Consider the following 24,938-nt stretch of genomic DNA (forward strand, 5'->3'; position numbering starts at 1 on the left):
GACAAGGATGCAACCATGAAATTCAAGGAATTTGGTCTCAGTGCCATAGCTGCAGCATTGCTTACTATCAGTAGTAGCTCTATAGCGGCCAACTCTGGTGCTGTCGTTTCCACACAAGCAAAAGCAAATCAATCTTCAGAAGCTTCGCAACAAAAAATCGACAATTATGCCGAAAGTACTGAAGGCATGTTGGCAGAATACAAAGGCTTACTACGTCAAATCGACAGCATGAAAGTCTACAACGAGCAAATTAACCGTATGGTTCAATCACAGCAAGGTGAATTGGACTCATTAAATAACCAAATTGCTCAGATCGATCAAACGGCAACAGAAGTAGTGCCACTAACACTTAAAATGATCGATGCACTCGATGAGTTTGTGACTCTCGATCTACCTTTCCAGAAAAAAGAACGTAATAAACGTGTCCAAGAACTGCGTCGTCTCATGGATCGCGCCGACGTAACGACTTCTGAGAAATTCCGTAAAGTGATGGAAGCCTACCAAATTGAAGAAGGCTTCTCTCGCTCAATTGAATCTTACAAAGCTAGCCTAGATAGAAATGGGGAAACCGTGACTTACGACTTCCTACGTATTGGTCGCACGGCGCTTTTATTCCAATCTCCAGACGGTGGTGAGACAGGTATGTGGAACCAACAAACACGTCAATGGGAAACATTACCGGAAAGCTACCGCATAGCGGTACAGCAAGGCCTTCGTATCGCGAAGAAGCAAGCGCCACCAGCGCTAATCAAATTGCCTGTATATGCTGGGGAGGAATAAGAGATGAAAGGATTCAAAACTCTAGCCGCTGGTCTACTAGCGAGCTTATTTATGGCTTCAGGCGTACAAGCAGAAACGCCTAAAAACCTATCTGAACTACTCAAAAACGTAAAATCAGAAAGCATCGTTGAGTCAAAAGAGAACAAAGCCCGTGAAGCTGAGTTCAAGAACAACCGAGATAAGCAAGCAGCATTATTGCAACAGGCTCGTGAAGAGCTAGCTTCACAGCAAGCACTGGGCGATCAACTTAAAGCGACATTTGATGAAAACGATAAGCAGCTGACTGAACTAACAGAAACCTTACGTGTTCGCTCTGGTACTTTGGGCGAAATGTTTGGTGTGGTCCGCCAATATGCGGGCGAGTTTAAAGGCTTATTTGCAGCCTCTCAAAACGCAGTTCAGTTCCCAGAGCGTGACGCTCTACTAACGAAACTGGCTGAAAGTAAAGAACTGCCATCAACACAAGAGCTAGAAGCATTCTGGCATACCATTCTTCAACAAGTGGTTGCCTCAGGCGAGACAGCAACAACCCAAGCAACGGTTGTTTATGGCGAAGGTAAAGAAGCGGTTCGCGATGTTACTCTTGTCGGTGAATTTAACGCGATTGCCGATGGTAAGTACGTTACTTATGTACCTCAAACAGGTAAGTTCGAAGAACTCTCTCGACAGCCTCGCACCAATATTACACGTCATGTTGCGGGCTTTGAGTCAGCGTCAAACAGCTATGAGCCACTGTTTATTGACCCATCCCGTGGTGTAATTCTGTCTCTACTTGTACAAAGCCCTACCGTTCAAGAACGTATTGATCAAGGTGGCATTGTAGGTTACGTCATCCTTGGTATGGGTGCAGTTGGCGCTATCATTGCTCTAGTTTGCTTCCTACGCCTTCAAGTGATTGGCGGTAAAATGCGTAAGCAAGCGAAATCAGAAACCGTGATTCCTGGTAACCCTCTGGGTGAAGTTATCCAGGCTTACCAAGAGCACAAAGGTGACAACCTTGAAGATCTTGAAGCGAAACTGGACGAAATCATCCTACGTAACGCACCGAGCATTGAACGCTTTATCAGTTCAATCAAGCTATTTGCTTCTGTAGCACCTCTACTTGGTCTACTGGGTACGGTAATGGGCATGATCGGCACATTCCAAGCCATTACTCTGTTCGGTACCGGCGATCCTAAACTGATGGCTGGCGGTATCTCTGAAGCACTTGTTACTACGATGCTTGGTCTGGTTGTCGCAATTCCTCTACTGTTCCTGTACACCATCGTACACAGTAAAGGTCGTCGTTTGGTTCAAACTCTTGAAGAACAGAGTGCAGGCTTCATCGCTCGCTATCAGGAAAAACTACATAAAGCCGAAAGCTAAGGAGGCGTTATGTGGTGGTTAGTTGGAGAACTTGAATCAATTAGGCGCTTCTTGGGAATGGGTGGCGATGTACTCGTCGCCATCTTCATCCTCAGCTTTATGCTGTGGGCAGTATTGTTAGAACGTTGGTTCTATTTTGCTGCCGTCGCTCCAAAAGCCATGAAAAAAGCCGTTGGCTCATGGCAGGGGCGCTCAGAGCACCAGAGCTGGAACGCTAAGATGATCCGACAAGAAATTGTTTCTCGTCAGGACATTGAGAATAAAAAGGGCCTGCCAATCGTGAAAGTATTGATTGCGCTTTGTCCCTTACTGGGTTTGCTCGGCACCGTTGTTGGCATGATCCAAGTATTCGACATCTTAGCGGTAACAGGAACAGGAAGCCCTCGAGCAATGGCCTCGGGGATCTCAAAGGCAACAATCCCAACTTTAGCCGGGATGGTGGCTTCTCTATCAGGACTGTTCTTTAGTTCACGTCTTGATCATTTAGCCAAAGTCACAACGCAAAAGCTGGAAGATAAGCTAAAGCATATTGCCTGAGTAAATGGAATTAGAGGTATAGGTCATGAAAAGACGCTATAGCAGTGATAGCAGTGATGAAACCGCTATCGATATGACACCGATGCTCGACATCGTATTCATCATGTTGATCTTCTTTATCGTAACAACATCGTTCGTAAAAGAAGCTGGTCTAGAAGTAAACCGCCCGACGGCAAGCTCTGCGCAAACCGTGAAAAAAGGTAACATCATGGTCGCAGTTGGTGCGGCGGGTGATGTTTGGGTTGATAAACGCCGCATCGAAGTGGACGCGGTTCGCGCGAATATTGAACGTCTTCGTGCAGAAAGCCCTGATGGCGCAGTTGTTATCCAAGCCGACACAGAAGCAAATGCTGGCGTAGTCGTGAAGGTTATGGACCAGATCAAAATGGCAGGTGTAGAAAGCATCTCCATTGCCGCAACCAATAAGGATTAAGCTTATGCGGTATCTGGCCTCAATTGCACTGGCGCTCATTGTCTCCCTCGGGTTGTTCTGGGGGATGGACAAGCTAGTAAACAAAGAGCGCCACGAGTTAGTGTCGAATGATGACCTGCGTATGGTCGAGTTTATTCGCATTAAACCAGACGAAAAAATACAGGAGAAAAAACGCGAACTTCCAAAGCCACCACCGCCTAAGCGTCCGCCGCCGCCGCCAGAAATGAAAGTGACAGCGACAGTAAAACCGGTGATGGAGCAGACCCCAATGGATATGCCAAAGCTTGACCTACCCGTAAATGTTACAGGTGGTTCGGTGCTTGGACATTATAGCCAGGGTGGAGGTGCGCAACTCGCGGGTAGCGGAGGTCCAACACCTCTAGCGACATTCCAACCTCAAATGCCTAGGAAGGCTGCGAAAGCAGGAATAGAAAAAGGGGTCGTCTTATTAGAGTTTACTGTCAACGCACGTGGTGCTGTAGAGGACATCAAAGTTCTTAAAGAGCAACCACGACGCTTAGGCCTCGGTCGAGCGGCAAGAAAAACAGTCTCTAAATGGACATTTAAACCAAAATTGGTTGACGGGAAACCTGTTAGCTCGCGCCTATCGCAAGAAATAGAGTTCTCAACCAATTAAGGAGTCACGATGAAAAGTTTATGGAAAAGCAAAGTGGCTTCTTTAATTCTCTTCGCAGGAGTGGCAATGGCCGCTCCTACGATGGCAAAAGAAGCTCCTCAGTTATCAGATCGGACATTTCGAACCGTTAACAAAGTGCAAGAGTTGATCGCAACTGAAAAATATTCAGCAGCGAAAGAAAAACTAGCAAGCGCTTTAGAAAGCACAAGTTCGAAAAAATACGACCGAGCAGTTTTACTTCAGCAGACTGGCTTTTTGTATTCGCTACAAGACAATTATGTGCAAGCAGCAAAATACTTTGCCGAAGCATTACAGCTCGACGCACTTCCCGTTCCTGTTGCTCAACAAGTTCGCTACAGCTTGGCTCAGCTTTACCTAGCTGAAGAAAAGTATACGTTGTCTGTAAAAACGATGAAGGAATGGTTCAAGGTTGCAGAAACAACCAAAGAGAAGCCTCAAGCTCATGCTTATATCACGTTAGCGAGCGCTTATGTTCAGTTGGAAGATTACAAAAATGCAATCCCGCCAACCAAAAAAGCCATCGCGATGAGCAAGAGCCCAAGTGAGTCTTGGTACTTAATTCTCGTTGCATCTCACTACGAGTTAGGCCAGCTGAAAAGCGTTGCCAGTGTACTCAAAACTCTGACTTCAAAGTACCCTCAGAAAAAGCGTTACTGGATGCAACTTTCTGGTGTCTACATGGAGCTAGGTCAAGAACGCAACTCTCTAGCCACCCTAGAAATGGTTTACAAAATGGGGAAACTAGAAGGAGAGAAGGAATATTTACGCTTTGTAAACTTCTTGGCTTATCAAGGTATTCCATATAAAGCAGCCAAAACTCTTGACAAGGAAATGGCAGCTGGAAACATTGAAAAGACGAAGGAAAACTATGACCGCCTAGCCAGTTTCTGGCAGCAAGCTAAAGAGCTAGATAAATCAATTCTCGCTTATAAAAAGTCATATAACCTCGCTCCTTCTGCTAAAACGCAAATTCAGATTGCTCGCTTAATGATACAAGACAAGCAGTATTCTGAAGCAACTCGTTTTGTAGAAAGCGCGGCATCCAGTGCCTCTAAAGAGCAAAAGGCAGAACTTGAATACATTCGCGGGATGGCCTATTTCGAGCTTAAGCAACCACAAAAGGCCTTGCAGGCGATGAAAGGCGCTGCTCAATCGCCAAAATTCAGGTCAACCGTTAGCCCTTGGATAAATTTCCTAGAGTCTCAAGGATAATTCGAAGATTAAGTGTGAGTCAGTCGCACGCCTGGGGAAGTGAAAGCTTCCCCTTTTTTCCGTTTTATCTTTATTAACCCCTATTTTTAACCAGAGTCACTCACGCAAGCCAAATCGGGACTCTAAACCTAAAATCAGCACACTAAACGGTTGTAGAAATGGTTTTAATAACAGAGTGCGCGGATGGTAAGTCCTGTATCACGCTCCTTCTTCGCTGTTTAGGAACACTCTGGCGTAAGTAACTATTTCATCTGAGACGATCACAGACAGAAAGATCAACTGGTAACAAAATAGAGATCATGATACTCTTCGCCTCCATTTTTCTGGCGGGATTATCACCAATATCCACCCCTTTGGTGGTTGATTTCTCAATGCCAGTGCTATCGTTATAAGAATGTCGAACTTTCCTTCGGCACTCAATCAATCCAATCAAAAGTGGAACAGTACAATGGGCAAAGGTACTCTCTATATCGTATCTGCACCTAGCGGCGCAGGTAAATCTAGCTTGATCTCAGCGATGTTGGAACGCAACCCAACCTACGCAATGAAAGTGTCTGTGTCTCACACCACGCGCAACATGCGACCTGGTGAAGAAAATGGTGTCCACTACCATTTTGTAGCGAAAGATGAGTTTGAAGCCCTGATCGCTAAAGGTGACTTCCTAGAATACGCAGAAGTGTTTGGTAATTATTACGGCACATCTCGTGTATGGATTGAAGAAACACTAAATAAAGGTATCGACGTTTTTCTAGATATCGACTGGCAAGGCGCACGCCAAATCCGTGAACAAATGCCAGAAGCCAAAAGCATCTTCATCCTGCCACCATCAAACGGTGAGTTAGAGCGTCGCTTGAACACTCGTGGTCAAGATAGCGATGAAGTGATCGCAAAGCGTATGGCTGAAGCCAAGTCGGAAATCTCTCATTACAACGAGTACGACTACGTGATCGTAAACGACGATTTTGATACCGCTTTGATGGATTTTAAAGCTATCTTGCGTGCTGAAAGATTGAAGGAAGAAAAGCAAGCTGCTAAATATAAAGGTATGCTTGACGCGTTGTTAGCAGAGTAACTTCAAAAAAGTCACGCTGTAAAACATAAAGAATTTCCCGTTTTTTGCCCAGTGCGAAAAACACAATAAACTACCTGAGAAAGTCCACAAACGGTGGCTTGTCTAATTGCTAGTAAATAAAGTAGTTAGGTTGTATACTTTCTCGTCATTCTAAAATTTTAGTTAACTATTTGGAGTCCTCATGGCACGCGTAACTGTTCAAGACGCTGTTGAAAAAGTTGGCAACCGTTTCGACCTAGTACTGATTGCGGCTCGCCGCGCTCGTCAAATGCAAACTGGCGGTAAAGATGCACTAGTGCCAGAAGAGAACGATAAGCCAACGGTTATCGCTCTACGCGAAATCGAAGAAGGTTTAATTACTAAAGAAGTTCTAGACGCTCGTGAACGTCAAGAACAGCAAGAGCAAGAAGCGGCAGAGCTAGCGGCAGTAAGCAGCATCGCTCACAACCGTTAATTCTGACTTTAGAATTCAACAACCTCCCGGGCCTATAATTTGTATCTATTCGATAGCCTCAAAGACGTTGCCCAAGAATACCTAACAGAGCCTCAGATTGAGGCTCTGCGTCAATCTTATGTGGTAGCGAGAGATGCCCATGAAGGGCAAACCCGCTCTAGCGGTGAACCATACATCATCCACCCTGTCGCTGTGGCTCGTATCTTGGCCGAAATGCGCCTTGATATCGAAACCCTCCAAGCTGCTTTGCTGCATGACGTCATTGAAGACTGTGATGTAACTAAAGAAGATCTCGAAGAGAAATTCGGCAACACTGTCGCAGAATTGGTTGATGGTGTATCTAAACTGGACAAACTCAAATTCCGCGATAGGAAAGAGGCTCAGGCTGAGAACTTTCGTAAGATGGTTCTGGCCATGGTGCAAGATATCCGCGTCATTCTGATCAAACTGGCTGACCGCACGCATAACATGCGTACGCTTGGCGCGCTTCGACCAGATAAAAAGCGTCGTATTGCTCGTGAAACGTTAGAAATTTACGCGCCCCTCGCTCATCGTCTTGGTATTCACAATATCAAAACCGAACTCGAAGAGTTGGGCTTTGAGGCGCTATATCCCAACCGCTACCGCGTACTGAAAGAAGTGGTTAAAGCCGCACGTGGTAATCGTAAAGAGATGATCCAACGCATTCACAGCGAAATAGAAGGCCGTCTGCAAGATTTTGGCTTGAATGCTCGCGTCGTTGGTCGTGAGAAAAACCTGTTCTCTATCTATAACAAGATGAAAACCAAAGAACAGCGCTTTCATACCATCATGGATATCTATGCGTTCCGAGTCGTTGTTGATACCGCTGATACTTGTTATCGCGTTTTAGGCCAAGTACACAGCTTGTATAAGCCACGTCCTGGTCGCATGAAAGATTACATCGCGGTACCAAAGGCGAACGGCTATCAATCGCTACACACTTCCATGGTTGGCCCACACGGCGTACCTGTTGAAGTTCAGATCCGTACTGAAGATATGGATCAAATGGCGGACAAAGGTGTCGCGGCACACTGGTCTTACAAAGACAAAGGCGACAAGTCTGGCACCACTGCGCAAGTGAAAGCTCAGCGTTGGATGCAAAGCCTGTTAGAGCTACAACAAAGCGCGGGTAACTCATTCGAATTCATTGAAAACGTAAAATCCGATCTTTTCCCAGATGAGATTTACGTCTTCACACCAAAAGGTCGTATCGTTGAATTGCCTTTAGGCGCAACGGCTGTCGACTTTGCCTATGCCGTACATACCGATGTAGGCAACTCTTGTGTTGGTGCTCGTGTTGATCGTAACCCTTACCCATTGAGTAAGGCATTGAAAAACGGTCAGACGGTGGAAATTATCAGTGCCCCTGGTGCGCGTCCGAATGCGGCATGGCTAAACTATGTCGTGACTTCTCGTGCCCGCACTAAGATTCGACAAGTACTGAAAACGATGCGTCGTGAAGAGTCGATTACTTTAGGTCGTCGCCTACTTAATCACGCACTTGGCCGTCACTCGATTGATTCAATTTATCCAGAAAATATCCAAGAAGTCTTGAATGATCTTCGCCTAGAAAGCATCGATGATTTATTGGCTGCTATTGGATTGGGTGAGTTGATGAGCATTGTGATCGCACGTCGTCTCCTTGGTGACACCGAAGAGCTCACGACAACAAGTTCAATCCCAACGGACTCGAAGAAGAAGCTTCCGATTCGTGGCGCAGAAGGCTTATTGCTGACGTTTGCAAATTGTTGTCATCCTATCCCAGATGATCACATTATTGCTCACGTATCGCCTGGTCGTGGTTTGGTTGTTCACCGAGAAACATGTCCGAACGTTCGTGGTTATCAGAAAGAGCCAGACCGTTATATGGCTGTCGCTTGGTCTGAAGACTACGATAAAGAGTTCATTGCTGAACTTAAAGTCGACATGCTTAACAACCAAGGTGCTCTTGCAGAACTGACCAACGTGATCTCGAAAACAGGATCAAACATTCATGGCCTTTCAACGGAAGAACGTGATGGTCGTCTATACACTGTGACTGTGCTGTTGACGACGAAAGATCGTGTCCACCTTGCTGGTATCATGCGTAAGATTAAGGCAATGCCTCAAGCAACCCGAGTCAGACGCAGAAAGAACTAACCTCTATCGCCACCTACTCTGTTAGGTGGCGATTTTTTATACCTCAATAAATATGAACCTAGAACGTTACAACCGTATTCACCAAGTCCTAAAAACTCGCCAAACTGATCTGACACTTTGTCTCGAAGAAGTACATAAGCCAAACAACGTCTCTGCCGTGATCCGCACCGCTGACGCGACAGGCTTACACAAAGTTCACGCAATTTGGCCAGACAAAATGCGTACGCTGAGCCATACCTCAGCTGGCGCGCGTAACTGGGTTGAAGTGGATACTCACGATTCGATTGAAACTGCGATTACCGAACTCAAAGCGCAAGGTATGCAGGTTTTGGTGACCAATCTTTCGGACACCGCCGTCGATTTTCGCGAGATCGACTACACCAGACCAACGGCAATCATTTTAGGCAGTGAAAAAGTTGGCGCTTCGGAGCAAGCCAAACAGCTTGCCGATCAAGACATTATTATCCCAATGGTGGGCATGGTGCAGTCACTAAACGTATCGGTTGCCAGTGCCGTAATTTTGTATGAAGCGCAACGTCAACGTGAAGCCGCAGGCATGTACGACCGAGAAGAAAGCGCTCTGCCTAAAGAGACAATCAACCGTATTCTCTTTGAACGTGGTCACCCAGTGCTGGCAAAGGTCGCGAAACGAAAAGGGCTCGTTTACCCACCACTCGATGAAGAAGGTCAAATCATCGCCGATGACGCGTGGTGGCAAGAGATGCAAAGCAAGTAACAGACTTTCGTCATCCTGAACGGCGGCGAAGGAGCGTGGTTCAGGATCTAATTCTCAAATATACAGATGCTGATAGTGTTAACTTCAGCGACATACTTGTTGGAAATAGAATCCTGATGTCGCTAAAGCTCCTCGGAATGATAGGTTATCAGTCAAATCATGACACTAACTAAAGCATGACTATTTTTTCCTGTACAAAAACACAGCTCCATGGTTAACATACTGCTATGTTAACCATTTTCTTGAGCCCTCTATGTCCGCCCAAATGTTATCTGCCGTCCCATTAACCTCCCTTTCTGGAGTTGGCGCGAAAGTCGCAGAAAAACTCGCCAAAGTTGGCTTACATAGCGTTCAAGATTTGCTGTTTCACCTTCCGTTACGCTACGAAGATCGTACTCGTATTTACCCTATTGCCAAACTGCATGCTGGCCTTTGGGCGGCCGTGCAAGGTAAGGTCATGGCAGTCGACACCATCTTCGGTAAGCGCAAAATGCTAACGGTAAAAATCAGCGACGGTAATGGCACTATCACGCTGCGCTTTTTCAACTTTACCGCAGCCATGAAGAACAATTTCACGCAAGGTAAGTTAGTACATGCTTACGGTGAAATTAAGCGCGGTGGCGTGGGCTTGGAAATTGTTCATCCTGACTACAAGTTTTACGTCAGTGAGCAAAAGCCCGATGTAGAACAGAGCTTAACCCCTGTTTATCCCACCACCGATGGATTGCGTCAAATCACATTGCGCAACCTTACCGAACAAGCTTTAGCCCTGCTTGATAAAACCGCAGTGCAGGAATTACTTCCAGCGGGGTTGTATGACCATCAAATCACGATGTCGCAAGCGCTGCACACCATTCATCGCCCACCACCAACCATTAATTTAGATGAGTTTGACGAAGGCAAACATCCTGCCCAAATCCGCTTGATCATGGAAGAATTGCTCGCACAAAACTTATCGATGCTAGCGGTGCGTAGCAAAGGTCAGAAGGATTCAGCGCTACCTCTCGGTCCTTGTAATAAACTAAAAACGCAGCTTTTAGCCCAACTGCCTTTCTCTCCTACAAACGCTCAAACCCGAGTAGTACAAGAGATTGAAGCCGATCTAGAAAAACCGCACCCAATGATGCGATTAGTGCAAGGCGATGTTGGTTCGGGGAAAACGTTGGTTGCCGCTTTGGCCGCTGTTAGAGCCATTGAGCATGGCCATCAGGTGGCACTCATGGCGCCAACCGAACTATTGGCCGAGCAACACGCTATCAACTTCGCAAACTGGTTTGAAACAATGGGCATTCAAGTCGGTTGGTTAGCGGGCAAACTCAAAGGTAAGGCAAAGGAAGCCGAGTTGGCTCGTATTGCCAGTGGTGAAGCAAAAATGGTAGTGGGTACTCACGCGCTATTCCAAGAGCACGTTGAATTTCATCACCTTGCTTTGGTCATCATTGATGAACAGCACCGCTTCGGTGTCCATCAGCGATTAGAATTGCGTGAAAAAGGTGCAAAACAAGGCGCTTATCCACATCAGCTCATCATGACAGCAACGCCGATTCCGCGAACGTTAGCCATGACTGCTTATGCTGACTTAGAAACGTCGGTGATTGATGAGTTACCGCCAGGTCGAACACCAATCCAGACTGTCGCGATTCCAGACACCAAACGCAATGATATCGTCGAACGTGTCCGAAATGCCTGCTTAAACGAAGGCAAGCAGGCATATTGGGTGTGTACCCTGATTGATGAGTCGGAAGTATTAGAAGCGCAAGCCGCGGCAGATACCGCAGAAGAGCTTCAACGTAAGCTACCGGACGTAAAAATTGGTCTAGTACACGGACGAATGAAGCCGGCAGAGAAACAAGCGGTGATGCAAGATTTCAAAGACAACAAACTGCATTTGCTGGTCGCAACGACAGTGATTGAAGTTGGTGTGGATGTGCCAAACTCTAGCTTGATGATCATAGAAAACCCTGAACGTCTTGGTTTGGCACAATTACACCAGTTAAGAGGTCGCGTGGGCCGAGGTTCCGTTGCTAGCCATTGTGTGCTGCTGTACCACTCTCCGCTGTCAAAAACCGCGCAAAAACGTCTCGGAGTACTACGTGAAAGTAACGATGGCTTCGTCATTGCGCAGAAAGACCTAGAAATTCGTGGCCCTGGAGAACTATTGGGTACAAAGCAGACAGGTCTTGCTGATTTCAAAATCGCAGACTTAGTTCGAGATCAACGCCTGATTCCCGAAGTTCAGCGTATTGCGCGTCATATTCATGACAATTACCCGACTAACGCAACAGCGATTATCGATCGCTGGTTGGGTGAGCGGGATATTTACTCCAAAGCGTAATGATTGAAAGCGAGCCAAATGGCTCGTTTTTTAATACGCCAAAAACAAAGCAAACGTTTGCTTTTTGAGTAAATCTCTCTATAATCGCGCACAAATTTTTAAGTGTGTTAGATCACACTCCACCAACCTGAGTTGACTCTGATTAACAGCAATCACAGGTAACGACGTCAACTCCACCCTGCTCTCCCATTCAGCGAGAACTAGGGAAATATTGCGACTAGCGAGACAAACAATGACAACTTCAAACCGATCTTCGGAACTGGTCTATCAACTCAACGATCGACCACCTTTGCCTCAAACCATTTTTGCCGCACTTCAGCACTTATTGGCGATGTTCGTCGCGGTTATCACTCCGTCACTGATCATCTGTCAGTCTTTGGGTGTACCAGCAGACCAAACGAATACCATCATCAGCATGTCTTTGTTTGCGTCAGGCGTGTCTTCGTTTATTCAAATTCGCACCGTTGGCCCAATTGGCTCTGGTTTGCTCTCTGTTCAAGGCACCAGCTTTAACTTTTTAGGTCCTATTATTGGTGCAGGCCTATCGCTGAAAGCCGGTGGAGCAGACATCAGTACCATGATGGCTGCCATTTTTGGTACGATTTTAGTCGCATCATTTGCAGAAATTTTTCTATCTCGCGTGTTGGAGCATGCCCGCCGAATCATCACTCCGCTTGTTTCAGGCATCATCGTCACTCTTATCGGTCTCACACTGATTCAAGTCGGCTTAGTATCAATGGGCGGTGGCTACGCAGCATTAAATGAAGGAACCTTCGGCAGCTTAGACAAACTTGCTCTGGCTGGGACGGTACTTGGATTAATTGTGATTTTAAACCGCTCGAAAAACCCATACATCCGTGTGGCTTCAATCGTGATTGCGATGCTAGTGGGCTACATCATGGCGTATTTTATGGGGATGGTAGATACTTCTCAGCTAGGCGCAACCGAGATCGTAGCACTGCCCGTACCAATGCAATATGGCTTATCGTTTGACTGGTCTCTGTTCATTCCGCTGGTACTGATTTTCTTTATTACCGCACTAGAAGCCATCGGTGATATTACCGCAACATCTGAAGTGTCTGGTGAGCCAGTAAAAGGCCCAGTGTACATGAAACGCATTAAGGGCGGTGTGTTAGCAGACGGCTTAAACTCTGCAATCGCAGCCGTTTTCAACAGCTTCCCGAACTCAACGTTTAGCCAGAATAACGGCATCATCATGCTAACAGGAGTCGCGAGCCGCTACGTGGGTTACTTTATTTCTGGCATGTTAGTGATTCTTGGCTTGTTTCCTGGCGTCGCTAGCTTTGTTCAGCTGATTCCTGAGCCAGTACTTGGCGGCGCAACGATTGTCATGTTTGGTACGATTGCTGCCGCTGGTGTGCGTATTATCTCTCGTGTTGAGCTCGATCGCCGCGCAATTCTGATCATGGCCTTATCCTTCTCAATGGGACTTGGTATCGCACAAAAACCAGAGATCCTGCAATTTATGCCAGAATTTATTAAGAGTATTTTCTCAACTGGTGTTGCAGCAGGTGGCATCACAGCGATCATTTTAAATCTACTTCTGCCAGAGAAACTGGAAGACGAAGATGAACTTCCTCAGGAAGCGAAAGAGTCTTAAGATTATTGAGAATAAGAAAAGCCCAACCTATTTAGGTTGGGCTTTTTGTTTTAAAGGGTGCAGGCCATCGACTTACTTGGTAGGAAAACTGATTTGAGCGATTAAACCGCCTTCACTGCGATTACGTATCACCACAGAGCCTGAATGCTGGCTGATTATACGCTTCACAATCGCCAACCCTAGCCCAGTGCCTTCACTACCGCGAGCGGTGTCACCACGCGTAAAGGGTTCAAATAACCTCGCGATTTGAGAATGCTCGATACCCGGTCCGTTGTCCTCTACTGAAATCCACACTAGCTGCTTATCTGCTGTCACACCAGTGCTGACTTTGACCCAGCCATTACCATAACGTAACGCATTCACAACTAAATTACTGATCGCCCGCTTAATCGCAATCGCGCTTCCTTTGGCTGGTGGCAAGTTAAGATTAAGATCTGTTTCAATTTCAACCTCATAGCCACCTTCAGAACTGGCAACGTCACTGGCAATCGTACTGATATCAACCGCTTCAAACGATTCTTGGTTCACCGGTTTGAGATAATCCATAAACTGACTGATGATCTCATTACATTCTTCCGTATCGCTAATGATCCCCTCCGCAAGATAGCTGTCCTCAGGAGACATCATTTCTGTCGCTAGGCGAATACGCGTCAGAGGTGTTCGTAAGTCATGGCTAATCCCTGCCATTAATAAGGCTCGGTCTTCTTCTAGCTCTTGAATACCTTTCGACATTTGATTAAAGGCTCGAGTTACAGAGCGAATCTCCGATGCGCCTTTCTCTGCTAAGGGGGGCGGGATCTCACCTCGACCGACGTCTTTCGCGGCTCTCTCTAAAGCCAAAAGTGGACGGTTTTGCAAACGAATAAACAACCAACCACCTGCAATGATCAGCAGCGCCATAATCAAGCTGTTACGAAACAGCGGGGCAAAATCTTCTTCTTGCAGCTCAGATAACGGAATACGAATGATGGAGTTCGGCAACTTTTCGATGTGCATCCACAAAATGTAACTTTCATCGCCAAGCAATAAGCGCACTTCTGTGGGCGAACCCAGCTCTTGGCTCATTTCTTCAGACATCAAATCAATCGACATTGCGTGATGAAATTCAATCGCCTTATCGCTATCGAGACTATGAACCGTCACCCCTAATCTTTCTAACAATTGACGCCTTAACGGTGCATCAGACTTTAAAGGTCCTTCATCATCAAGCACCAAATTGAGCTCATGGGCGAGAATTTTATTGAACTGCTGCAAACTCGGCATCAACGCGTAGTTAAAAACGGCGTAGTAAGAGAAAACTTGGCTCGCGAGAAGCAAAGAGATGAACAGCAGAATAGATTGTGTCAGTGAACTTCGGATGCGCATGGAACGTTCCTAGTGGTCCTAATCGCGAAATTTCAGCCTTCAAAGGGAAGGTAATGAAGGCTGAAGTTGCTATAGCCAAGTGCTGGCTATGGAGTGAAGAGATTACACCTCTTTGCCGTCTGGGACGAAAACATAACCTAGGCCCCACACGGTTTGAATGTAGCGCGGCTTGCTCGGATCGTCTTCTAACATGCGACGTAAGCGTGAGATTTGTACGTCAATAGAGCGTTCCATTGCAGAATATTCACGGCCACGCGCCATGTTCATCAATTTATCTCGTGACATTGGCTCACGCGCATTCATCACGAGCGCCTTTAGGACAGCAAACTCTCCAGAGGTGAGTGGCATTGCCTCGTCACCGCGGAACATCTCGCGAGTGCCTAGATTGAGTCGGAACTCCCCGAACTCCACCACTTTTTCTTCCGTGCTTGGTGCACCCGGCAACTCTACAGTTTGGCGGCGTAATACTGCCTTGATGCGAGCCAACAATTCGCGTGGGTTAAACGGTTTTGGCAAATAATCATCCGCCCCTACCTCAAGACCTACGATGCGGTCCACTTCATCACCTTTCGCGGTGAGCATTAAGATTGGCAACATATTGTTCGCGTGGCGTAGACGACGACAAATTGACAAACCGTCTTCACCTGGCAACATTAGGTCCAGCACCATTAAGTGAAAGTTTTCGCGCGTTAGTAGGCGATCCATCTGTTCGCCATTGGCGACACTTCGTACCTGAAAACCTTGCTCAGAAAGGTAACGCTCCAATAGAGCACGTAAACGAGCATCGTCATCAACCACTAAAATTTTATGATTTTCTTGCATTGAAACATCCTTTCAGAAGCGTCTATTGTCGAAAATGTATCACTGTTTTTCCTAACGTGCTCAAGCAAATTGTTACTCTTTTTATCTTAAGCGCTTTATTCTCTCTCTAGCAGGTATTTTCAGCACCTACTATTGACCATAATTCCATTCCAGTTCACGTTTGGCCTCAAGCAGCTCTTGCTGTGCCTCAGCCAGCTTGTGACGTTTTTTCTCAATTTTGTCTGCTTTCCCTGAATGCTGAGCTTCGACTAATTCTTCCTCTCGCTCCTCAACTTCTTTAGTCTTTTCTTCCACTTCTGTTTGCAGCTCTTGGCGCAGCTCACCTTCCGAGCATTCATTCTGGATAGCGGAAAGTGCTTGCTCCAAGCCTTTAATTCGATGTTCATTACCTTGCGCTTTTGCATACTCGAGCTGCTGCTCTACCGCTAACTCTTTAGCGTCACAGCCTTTCACTTCATCTTGAGCAAAAACTGAAAGTGAGAAACCTATTGTTAGTGCAGCACTACACATGACTGCTTTGTTCATTTTACTTCTCCGAGAAAGGCACCATGCCTTTATACCAAATATTCTGACGTTGAGACCCAAGTCACTCCTAGTGAACTTCATGAGACTTGAATCGGTGATAAAGCCTCAGTCTTCCGAGGCCGGTTGAATATATTCAATTGAGTTGATGAACCACTCTTTTTCACCTTCTGGGGTGCGTACCGTGAACTCTTCATCCACTTGTTTTTTCAACATCGCTCGCGCCATAGGTGAATCGATAGAGATGTAGTCTTTCGCATCGCCATAAATCTCTTCAGGCCCGACAATACGAAACTTTTTCACTTCTCCTGCCTCATTTTCTATTTCCACCCATGCACCAAAAAAGACTTTGCCTTCTTGTTGTGGAGAATAGTCAACGATCGTGACTTCTGGCAGGAATTTACGAAGGAAGCGGACACGACGGTCGATCTGACGGAGTAAACGTTTATTGAAGGTGTAATCCGCATTTTCTGAGCGATCGCCCAGGCTCGCCGCCCAAGTGACGATCTTGGTGATTTCCGGGCGCTTTTCATTCCAAAGGTAATCATGCTCTTGTTTGAGTTTGTTGTAACCTTCTCGTGTAATCAGCTTAGTTTTCAAATTAACTCCTATCTCAACTAAAAAATGCTGCTCTTTGGCAGCATTAAGGAGATGATATACCCAAAGATCCAATGTTGTTCAGGCTTTGGGTATCAAGGTGATAAGGCGGCCAGAGTGTTACTTTTCGTAATCCGGTTTTTGCGTCACGATGTAATTCGTATCACTCGAAACAACCGCGCCATGTTTTAGGAAGTTTTTACCTAAAATCATGCTGTAATGGAAGCGACCTCGTTCCTGTAAGTTGACTCGGATCTTCTTCTCTAATTCGCCAAGCTTAACATGCATTTCAACCACAGGGCGTACGTTCGCTTTCTCGCCTTTCTTAGCTTTAATACGCATGACATCAACAACAGGCTTGGTAAACGCCTGTTTCATGCCAAGATCGTTCTCATAGGTAAAGCTCACCATGTCTTTGCCGTCTTTCTTAAACTGCTTGATGTTCTTAGCATTGATTGAGCTTACATCTGCACCCGTGTCTAACTTCACAGGGAAAGACATCCCCTCAACTTCAGCCACTTCGATATGGCCAGCTTTGAAAAGTGGCCTTGCATCTAGTAGATGGTCTGCGCGAGTGTTCAGCAACACACCACCCTTGGCTATGTCATGACCAAAGACGAAAAAGGGTTGAGTGTCACCCTCATCAAGCACATCGAGCGCAAACTTCATTGATGTGTCTTTTCTACCGAGAAGAAAGTCTCCTTCGACAACAGGGCGAACCGCGCTGCCAACCTTGAGCTTTTTCAACACTGGTTTGGTGATTTTTTCTTCTTTCCCCTCATCGTTCATTAAATAAAACGTGACGGATTCATCCTTACCTTTTTCTGTTACTTCAAACCCATTTACACGCAGTAATGGCGTTTTCACAGTAAAAGTGGGGTAAGCAGGGACGGTATAACCATCAATGGTGACCTGTTCTTCTGGTGAAACGACAAGAGGTTTTGATTTGAGTGCGCTTTTGAACGTTTTTTCTACGCCACCCAATAGATTTTCTCTGTCCGTATCAATAACAAAGTGCTGACTCGCGACGTCCCGACCTAAGCGAATTTGCGAACTGAACTTACTGCGATCACGCAGATACACCAACCAACGTTGAGTTTCGTTTTCGCCGACTTTGACGGGTAAATAGACTAAAGGACGCTCGCTTTTGGTCGTTTTCAGCATTCGTACCAAGGGTAATGTCATTGGATGACGCTTGCCATTCTCGCCCTCTAACATAAAAGAGACTTCGTTATGCTTTTTGTCTACCTTGATGTCCAGTGCATGGACGTTGGTATAACGGCTAGAAGTTGAAATGCTGATCTTATATGGCACACCTTCGACTTCAACCGTCTCTTTTTTGCCAATCATTTTTGCGCTTGGCTGTTCTTGAAGATAATCGTAACCAGCGAAGACCCATGCGTTATCATCGAGATAAGTTTTACCAATCAAGATAGGAGAAGAGAATTGCGTACGCTTGGTCAGGTTCACTTCCGTATCAACGGTGTGACCAGCGATTGTCATCGGCATTTTTATTGTCGGGCGTAGGATGGGCTTTTTGCTTGTTCGACTGCGAATCGCGCTCACTCTTTCCAGATCATCGGTAATCTGTATTTCCTTCCCTGTATAAGGGTGAGGAACCGTAAAGCTAACCTTTACTTGATATGGCTTAAAGCTGTCGGCGTCCCACTTTGCCTTCGTACCACCTAAGTCATCGACAATCGCCCAAAGTAACTCGTTATCTTTCAAATCTTGGTAATCTGGGTGTGAGCTACTGACATGGATATTCTCCGCATGCATCGATGTCGTATCTGCACCAGTATCAATCTTGCCAATAAATGGCACCGCTTTTAGTTCCGGAATGTCACTGTAGTAGACGCTCTCCACACGCCCTAGTACCAATTTGTTATCGAGCTGATAAACGGGAGCTTGTGTGGTTCCTGAGATAGACTGCGCCCAACTAAGCGGGGCGGCAAGTAAGGCACTCGTAAGCGCTAACGCCAAAGACATTTTTTTCATCATGATTATCCGTATAAGCCGAGGTACATTTAGTGATATCAACAACCGTGGAATTAGGTTAGTCGATAACTGCGGATATAAGTTCTCAATTTAATTACAGTTTTGACATAAATATGACTGATGTCCACCAGCGCCCGGTAAATTTTTGCCTCGTTAATTTAAAACATTGCAAATTCTTCGAACGACCCCAATGTTCTATACAACCAAAACTGAATTAAAAGAGAAAACACGGATGAGCCAAGCTATCTGTCGCATGATTGCTCAAGAACTGAATGTTCGCCCAGAGCAAGTCAACGCCGCTGTCACCCTAATTGATGATGGCAACACTGTCCCTTTTATTGCACGTTACCGCAAAGAGGTGACGGGGGGCCTTAATGATACCCAGCTTCGTACTTTGGACAGCCGTCTGTCTTACCTTCGTGAAATGGATGATCGCCGTCAAATCATCCTCAAATCAATCCAAGAGCAAGGCAAACTGACGCCAGAGCTAGAACAAGAGATCGCGCAGGCAGACAGCAAAACTCGTCTTGAAGACTTATACCTACCTTACAAACCCAAGCGTCGTACGAAAGGTCAGATCGCGATTGAAGCTGGTCTTGAACCACTCGCAGATCAGCTTTGGAATCATCCACAAACCGAGCCAGAAAGCGAAGCAAGCAAATACCTTGATGCAGACAAAGGCATCTCAGACACCAAAGCTGCATTGGATGGCGCTCGCGCGATCATCATGGAGCGCATCGCAGAAGACGCAAACTTACTGGAAAAAATTCGCAACCACTTAAATCGCAATGCGGAACTGGTTTCACGAGTCGTTGAAGGCAAAGAGCAAGAAGGCGAGAAGTTTAAAGATTACTTCAACCACAACGAGCCCCTAAGCAAAGTGCCATCGCACCGCGCACTGGCGATGCTACGCGGCCGTAACGAAGGCTTCCTGACATTGGCAATGAATGCTGATCCAGAACAGGAAGAAGGCGCTCGTCAGTCTTACTGCGAAACGATTATCGCCGACCATTATGGCGTGACGCTAAGCAGCGCACCGGCGGATACCTGGCGTAAGCAAGTGATCAGCTGGGCATGGCGCATCAAAGTATCGATGCACATGGAAACCGAGCTAATGGGCGCAATGAAAGAGCGCGCTGAAATCGAAGCGATTGAAGTATTCGCCACTAACCTAAAAGACTTGTTGATGGCAGCACCGGCTGGCCCTCGTGCAACACTTGGTCTAGATCCGGGTCTGCGTACAGGTTCAAAAATCGCGGTTGTCGACTCAACAGGTAAAGTGCTTGCCACCGAAACCATCTACCCTCACCCACCACAAAAACAATACGACAAGTCAGCACAAATCGTTGATCAGTTGGTGCGTAAGTACAACGTGGATTTGATTGCGATTGGTAACGGCACGGCTTCACGTGAAACCGACAGCTTTGTCGCAGACGTCATCAAACGTGGCAACCTGAAAGTTCAGAAAATCATCGTGAGTGAAGCGGGTGCATCGGTTTACTCAGCGTCTGAGCTTGCAGCAAAAGAGTTCCCGAATATGGACGTATCACTGCGTGGTGCAGTGTCGATTGCACGTCGTTTGCAAGATCCATTGGCTGAACTCGTGAAAATTGATCCTAAATCTATTGGTGTGGGTCAATACCAGCACGATGTAAGCCAATCTATGTTGGCAAAACGCCTAGATGCGATTGTGGAAGACTGTGTAAACGCGGTTGGTGTTGATGTGAACACTGCTTCTGCGGCGCTACTGACGCGCGTAGCAGGCTTATCAAGCACCATCGCGCAGAACATTGTCGACTTCCGCGATGAGAACGGCCGCTTCGAAGCACGTACAACCTTGAAGAAAGTACCTCGTTTAGGTCCTAAGGCGTTCGAGCAGTGTGCAGGCTTCCTACGAATCATGGATGGTAAGAACCCACTTGATGCGTCTGCGGTTCACCCAGAAGCGTACCCAGTGGTCAAAGCGATTTCTGAGAAGAACAACAAAGATATCAAAGCACTGATTGGTGATTCAAGCTTCCTTAAAGGTCTGCATGCGGTCGATTACACCGACGATAACTTCGGCGTTCCAACCATTACAGACATCATCAAAGAGCTGGATAAGCCGGGTCGTGACCCACGTCCAGAATTCAAAACGGCGACCTTTGCAGAAGGTGTAAACTCGGTATCTGACTTGGAACCGGGCATGATTCTAGAAGGCGTGGTGTCTAACGTAGCCAACTTCGGTGCCTTCGTTGATATCGGCGTTCACCAAGATGGTCTTGTGCATATTTCTGCACTGACAGATCGTTATGTGTCTGACCCACGTGAAGTGGTGAAAGCAGGCGACATCGTCAAAGTGAAAGTGATGGAAGTGGACGTGCAGCGTAAGCGCATTGGTCTATCGATGCGTATGAACGACGAACCGGGTCAAGACAACCGCAGCCAACGCTCATCAGCAGCGCCACGTCGTAATGACCAACCGCAGCGTCGTCAGCCTCGCCGTGATGCTTCGTCATCGAACAGCGCGATGGGCGGTGCGTTTGCTGCAGCGTTTGCTAAAGCGAAAAAGTAACCTTACCTAGGCTTCACCGCTAACGAGCTTTCATAACTAAAAAGAAAACGCTCCAATCAGTCAACCTGCTTGGAGCGTTTTTGTTTGAGTAGGATATTGAGTCGTCATAATACTGCTATCACTTCTGACGGGGTATGGGGAGCGACTGCATGACCATAATGAAACTTGATCACCTTCCTGCGCTTTTCCATTAATCCTTCATTGATCGCAGCATCCAAAATGCGCTTTGGTAAGCGAAAGCGGATCGCGTAGCCTTTCCCCTGGTCTTCACTATACGATTTGAGCGCAAGCAAACTAAAAAGCCGTTCTAGTGTATCTTCCGGCTCTTCTTGATAACGCGTGTCGACTTCCGTTTCCATATCATAATCAGGATGCTCTGAAGGATCCCAAGAAGACTGACGTCGGCGCTTGTCGTCACCTTTTACTTTTCGCTCTGCATTGGTTTTGGCCAATGCGACCGTTGGCGTTACAGGCTCTCGGACTTTATTGTCGCGAGCTGCTTGTTCCGTCTGCACATTCACGGATGGGGCGATCAGTGGCACACTTACGTTGGTCGGTGACACAATCATTGCGAACCCTCCTCAGAGTCGCCCAACTCGTCAATATGGCTTAGCTTTATTGGCTAATAAAACCTCACCAGCCTTTATATCGACCACTTTTTAAACAACTTGAGGTATTTCCGCTCGTACTTGCTCAATCGTGAGCAAACTCTCGGATTTGAACACAAAATTCGTCATGTTCGGTGATAAAAGGCGCATGAGAGGACTGATTAAAAACAAACTGCTGGGTATGAGGCAACTGTTCACTTAAATCGTTAGCTACTTTAATTGGCACCAACCCATCTAAACGGCCATAAAGACGCAACATTGGAACAGAAAGAGACGTCAACGCATCGCGCAGATCCACATCAGCAAGGATGTTTAGCCCAACCAACAGCGATTCAGGGTTTGGCTGAGGGCGCGATAGTACCGCTTGCTTGAGCTGTTTAACGTCTTTACGCGCTGATGGGCTGCCCATCGCTTGCAACGCCATAAAGCGCTCAATGGTCAGTGAGAAATCTTCTAGCAACTGAGAGGTGAACGCACTCAGTACATTCGGTTGAATGCCGCGCCACGGTTTTTCTGCGGCAAATTTTGGTGAGCTGGCAACCGTAATCAACTTAGCCACGCGCTCGGGCATATTTAACGCCACATGCGTCGCCACTAAACCTCCGAGGGACCAACCAAGCCAAATCGCTTTCTCTGGCGCACCTTGCACCACCAGGTTAGCAATATGGTCTAAATCTTCAGCATGAGATTCGGCGCTATGTCCGTACCCCGGAAGGTCAACCACATGAACTCGGAAATAAGGTTGAAGAGACTCGACTGTCTGCTGCCATACCGCACCATTCATGCCCCAACCATGCAGTAACACCAAATCTGGTCCCTGACCAAATGACTGCCAGTGTAATTTCGTGCTCATGCTCTCAATCTCTCCCACTTATTTTATTCCCTACGGCTTCAGCCAAGCGTTAGGCTGAGTAAAATATCACCATGAATAAACGCTATGTTATCTCATCACTGGCAAAACATCATGCATCGCGTATTGAGCAGTCAATGCGGCCTGTGTCGGTTCCCTATTCAAACACCAAGCCACACAAATACTCTGCGCTGGTGCGAGCACTGTTTAAAATACCTAACTCCGGTAAAACGATGTCAACGCTGCGGTTTATCATTACAGAAAGAAGAAATGAGTACGGATAGTATTTGTGGTGAATGTCTTTCAAAGCCACCGCCATGGCAAAGGCTATACACGTTAGGCGATTACGACTTTCCCCTTTCACGGGAAGTACAACGCTTTAAAGATCACGGAGAGTCTTGGCATGTAAAAGCATTAACCGAGCAACTGGCACAGCGCATCACCACGCCAGCTCCAATCATTACCAGTGTGCCATTGCACTGGCAGCGTTACCTGCGCCGGGGTTTTAATCAAAGTGATGTTTTAGCCCGACACCTCGCCAAGCAATTGCAGACTAATTTTGATGCGAAGGTCTTTCGTCGAGTAAGGCTCGCCCAATCACAGCGTGGTAATACCAAAACAAGCCGTGAACAAAACTTAAAAGGCGCGTTTATTCTCAATAAGCGCCCTCACTCTTCCCATGTTGCCATCGTCGATGATGTAGTCACCACAGGCAGTACCGTCCGACAATTATGTCATTTACTACTTGAAGTTGGCGTAGAAAGCATCGATATTTACTGCATCTGCAGAACACCTGCTCCTCGTTCTCTCTAGATCGCTTCGCCATGCCTTAGCATCAAAAAGACTAGACCCATACGTCAACAAGAGTAGAATAGCAGCAGTAACCTACAAATTTACTCGGGTATTCGTCGTGTCAAATATTACTATTACAGAAACTGCGCAAACGCATTTCGCTAACCTTTTAGGTCAACAACCTGAAGGCACTAACATTCGTATTTTCGTTGTGAACCCAGGTACACAAAACGCTGAGTGTGGCGTGTCTTACTGTCCACCAGAAGCAGTAGAATCGACCGACACTGAACTCTCTTACAGCGGTTTTTCAGCTTACGTTGATGAGCTAAGCCTGCCATTCCTTGAAGACGCTGAAATCGATTTTGTTACCGATAAAATGGGCTCTCAGTTAACGCTAAAAGCACCTAACGCTAAAATGCGTAAAGTTGCGGACGACGCACCACTGGTTGAGCGCGTTGAGTACGTTATCCAAACTCAAGTGAACCCACAACTTGCTGGCCACGGTGGTCACGTAAACTTGGTTGAGATCACTGAAGACGGTGTTGCGATTGTTGCATTTGGTGGCGGTTGTAATGGCTGTTCTATGGTTGACGTAACACTAAAAGAAGGCATCGAGAAAGAGCTGCTCAACCAGTTCATTGGTGAACTAACCGCAGTTCGTGATGCTACAGAACATGACCGTGGTGATCACTCTTACTACTAAGAGTAAACACTGTCAGAAAATGGGAGGCTTCGGTCTCCCATTTTTGTATCGATACTGAGGTGATGCTGAGATGCTTAGCTCGACTCGTAAAATCCGCTAGAAACTCAGGCGGAGTTCTCATATATTAAGAATCTTACGCATCTCGTAAACGCCAACGACACCAAGGAGCCAGCGTCATGCCGAAACGAACCCCACCAGAGATACTCTCATGCCAGACGGTTGCAAAATCCAAACTGTTTGCTGTGGAAGCGCTCGACCTTCGTTTTTCCAATGGTGAGCATCGTACTTATGAGCGTATGAAGCCAAGTGGACGAGATGCTGTAATGGTAGTCCCTGTAACAGAACAAGGCGATTTATTACTGGTGCGTGAATACGCCGCTGGAACTGAACGTTACGAGCTAGGTTTCCCAAAAGGGCTGATTGACCCAGGAGAAACACCACACCAAGCTGCGGATCGTGAGTTAAAAGAAGAAATCGGCTTTGGCTGTAATCAGTTAACCCCGTTGAAACAAGTTATCCTCGCGCCATCTTACTTTTCGAGCAAAATGACTCTATTTTTAGGACAGGCGCTTTATCCAGAGAAGCAAGAAGGCGATGAGCCTGAACCACTGGAAATTGTGCGTTGGCCACTTGCGCAAGCCGAAGAGTTATTAACTCACATGGATTTCTGTGAAGCACGAAGCATCACAGCGCTAATGTTGGCACTGAAACACTTACCAAACACCACTCACAAGCATAACCAATAACGGTCATTAGAACCGAAT

Annotated in this window: 23 protein-coding genes; 16 read left to right on the top strand and 7 right to left on the bottom strand. The window is 46.6% G+C overall.

The window, feature by feature from the left end; translation table 11 throughout:
- Window positions 1-15: 15 nt before the first annotated feature.
- The 12 genes from J4N43_RS14740 (at window position 16) to J4N43_RS14795 (ending at window position 13,363) form a co-directional block, all read left to right on the top strand.
- Window positions 16-780 (top strand): DUF3450 domain-containing protein, encoded by a 765-nt coding sequence (locus tag J4N43_RS14740; protein ID WP_005379365.1) that lies wholly within the window; start codon window positions 16-18, stop codon window positions 778-780.
- A gap of 3 nt (window positions 781-783) precedes the next feature.
- A complete protein-coding gene (locus J4N43_RS14745) occupies window positions 784-2,145 on the top strand; it encodes a MotA/TolQ/ExbB proton channel family protein (protein ID WP_017634999.1) in 1,362 nt (453 codons plus the stop codon).
- 9 nt (window positions 2,146-2,154) lie between these two features.
- A complete protein-coding gene (locus tag J4N43_RS14750) occupies window positions 2,155-2,682 on the top strand; it encodes a MotA/TolQ/ExbB proton channel family protein (RefSeq protein WP_005379363.1) in 528 nt (175 codons plus the stop codon).
- Window positions 2,683-2,707: 25 nt separating this feature from the next.
- The gene (locus tag J4N43_RS14755; protein WP_005379359.1) at window positions 2,708-3,115 is read left to right on the top strand and encodes an ExbD/TolR family protein; all 408 of its coding nucleotides are present in this window, start codon (window positions 2,708-2,710) and stop codon (window positions 3,113-3,115) included.
- A 4-nt stretch (window positions 3,116-3,119) separates the two neighbouring features.
- On the top strand, window positions 3,120-3,752 hold the full coding sequence (locus tag J4N43_RS14760) for an energy transducer TonB (RefSeq protein WP_005379353.1): 633 nt from the start codon (window positions 3,120-3,122) through the stop codon (window positions 3,750-3,752).
- Between the two features lie 9 nt (window positions 3,753-3,761).
- Window positions 3,762-4,985 (top strand): tetratricopeptide repeat protein, encoded by a 1,224-nt coding sequence (locus J4N43_RS14765; RefSeq protein ID WP_025768315.1) that lies wholly within the window; start codon window positions 3,762-3,764, stop codon window positions 4,983-4,985.
- A gap of 448 nt (window positions 4,986-5,433) precedes the next feature.
- Window positions 5,434-6,057, top strand: a complete 624-nt coding sequence (gene gmk, locus J4N43_RS14770; protein WP_005379347.1) for a guanylate kinase — start codon at window positions 5,434-5,436, stop codon at window positions 6,055-6,057.
- A 181-nt stretch (window positions 6,058-6,238) separates the two neighbouring features.
- The gene (gene rpoZ / locus J4N43_RS14775; RefSeq protein WP_005379346.1) at window positions 6,239-6,511 is read left to right on the top strand and encodes a DNA-directed RNA polymerase subunit omega; all 273 of its coding nucleotides are present in this window, start codon (window positions 6,239-6,241) and stop codon (window positions 6,509-6,511) included.
- Window positions 6,512-6,550: 39 nt separating this feature from the next.
- A complete protein-coding gene (gene spoT / locus J4N43_RS14780) occupies window positions 6,551-8,671 on the top strand; it encodes a bifunctional GTP diphosphokinase/guanosine-3',5'-bis pyrophosphate 3'-pyrophosphohydrolase (protein ID WP_005379340.1) in 2,121 nt (706 codons plus the stop codon).
- 52 nt (window positions 8,672-8,723) lie between these two features.
- Window positions 8,724-9,407: a tRNA (guanosine(18)-2'-O)-methyltransferase TrmH gene (trmH, locus tag J4N43_RS14785; protein WP_017635001.1), complete on the top strand. Its 684-nt coding sequence runs from the start codon at window positions 8,724-8,726 to the stop codon at window positions 9,405-9,407.
- A gap of 253 nt (window positions 9,408-9,660) precedes the next feature.
- The gene (gene recG / locus J4N43_RS14790; RefSeq protein WP_053349748.1) at window positions 9,661-11,742 is read left to right on the top strand and encodes an ATP-dependent DNA helicase RecG; all 2,082 of its coding nucleotides are present in this window, start codon (window positions 9,661-9,663) and stop codon (window positions 11,740-11,742) included.
- A gap of 232 nt (window positions 11,743-11,974) precedes the next feature.
- Entirely contained in the window at window positions 11,975-13,363 is a 1,389-nt protein-coding gene (locus tag J4N43_RS14795) for a uracil-xanthine permease family protein (RefSeq protein ID WP_053349749.1), read from the top strand.
- 72 nt (window positions 13,364-13,435) lie between these two features.
- On the opposite strand, the gene envZ is transcribed toward J4N43_RS14795, so the two are convergent.
- The 5 genes from envZ to J4N43_RS14820 form a co-directional block, all read right to left on the bottom strand.
- On the bottom strand, window positions 13,436-14,728 hold the full coding sequence (envZ, locus tag J4N43_RS14800) for a two-component system sensor histidine kinase EnvZ (RefSeq protein WP_025768312.1): 1,293 nt from the start codon (window positions 14,726-14,728) through the stop codon (window positions 13,436-13,438).
- 102 nt (window positions 14,729-14,830) lie between these two features.
- Complete coding sequence (gene ompR / locus J4N43_RS14805) at window positions 14,831-15,550, bottom strand: osmolarity response regulator transcription factor OmpR (protein WP_005379333.1); 720 nt, start codon at window positions 15,548-15,550, stop codon at window positions 14,831-14,833.
- Between the two features lie 129 nt (window positions 15,551-15,679).
- Window positions 15,680-16,075, bottom strand: coding sequence for a DUF1090 domain-containing protein (locus J4N43_RS14810; RefSeq protein WP_005379332.1), 396 nt, complete (start codon window positions 16,073-16,075; stop codon window positions 15,680-15,682).
- A gap of 105 nt (window positions 16,076-16,180) precedes the next feature.
- Window positions 16,181-16,672, bottom strand: a complete 492-nt coding sequence (gene greB / locus J4N43_RS14815; RefSeq protein WP_053307281.1) for a transcription elongation factor GreB — start codon at window positions 16,670-16,672, stop codon at window positions 16,181-16,183.
- 117 nt (window positions 16,673-16,789) lie between these two features.
- Window positions 16,790-18,670 (bottom strand): putative ATP-dependent zinc protease, encoded by a 1,881-nt coding sequence (locus tag J4N43_RS14820; RefSeq protein WP_158159538.1) that lies wholly within the window; start codon window positions 18,668-18,670, stop codon window positions 16,790-16,792.
- A 229-nt stretch (window positions 18,671-18,899) separates the two neighbouring features.
- On the opposite strand from J4N43_RS14820, the gene J4N43_RS14825 reads away from it, so the two are divergent.
- A complete protein-coding gene (locus J4N43_RS14825) occupies window positions 18,900-21,221 on the top strand; it encodes a Tex family protein (RefSeq protein WP_158159537.1) in 2,322 nt (773 codons plus the stop codon).
- 104 nt (window positions 21,222-21,325) lie between these two features.
- Here the strand turns inward: J4N43_RS14825 and J4N43_RS14830 are convergent, their stop codons facing one another.
- Together J4N43_RS14830 and bioH are read right to left on the bottom strand one after the other, a co-directional pair.
- On the bottom strand, window positions 21,326-21,790 hold the full coding sequence (locus J4N43_RS14830) for a hypothetical protein (protein WP_005379316.1): 465 nt from the start codon (window positions 21,788-21,790) through the stop codon (window positions 21,326-21,328).
- 124 nt (window positions 21,791-21,914) lie between these two features.
- Window positions 21,915-22,682 carry a pimeloyl-ACP methyl ester esterase BioH gene (gene bioH, locus J4N43_RS14835; protein ID WP_005384724.1) on the bottom strand — a complete coding sequence of 256 codons (768 nt, stop codon included), beginning with the start codon at window positions 22,680-22,682 and terminating at the stop codon, window positions 21,915-21,917.
- An 84-nt stretch (window positions 22,683-22,766) separates the two neighbouring features.
- Here bioH and J4N43_RS14840 point away from each other — a divergent pair, with 84 nt between their 5' ends.
- The 3 genes from J4N43_RS14840 to nudE all read left to right on the top strand — a co-directional run bounded on the left by J4N43_RS14840 (window position 22,767) and on the right by nudE (window position 24,920).
- Entirely contained in the window at window positions 22,767-23,492 is a 726-nt protein-coding gene (locus J4N43_RS14840; protein ID WP_033905914.1) for an amidophosphoribosyltransferase, read from the top strand.
- A 97-nt stretch (window positions 23,493-23,589) separates the two neighbouring features.
- A complete protein-coding gene (nfuA, locus tag J4N43_RS14845; protein WP_005379313.1) occupies window positions 23,590-24,174 on the top strand; it encodes a Fe-S biogenesis protein NfuA in 585 nt (194 codons plus the stop codon).
- 176 nt (window positions 24,175-24,350) lie between these two features.
- Window positions 24,351-24,920 (top strand): ADP compounds hydrolase NudE, encoded by a 570-nt coding sequence (gene nudE / locus J4N43_RS14850; RefSeq protein WP_005379309.1) that lies wholly within the window; start codon window positions 24,351-24,353, stop codon window positions 24,918-24,920.
- Window positions 24,921-24,938: the final 18 nt, after the last annotated feature.

Source organism: Vibrio sp. SCSIO 43009, from assembly GCF_023716525.1.
GTDB classification, from domain to species: domain Bacteria; phylum Pseudomonadota; class Gammaproteobacteria; order Enterobacterales; family Vibrionaceae; genus Vibrio; species Vibrio alginolyticus.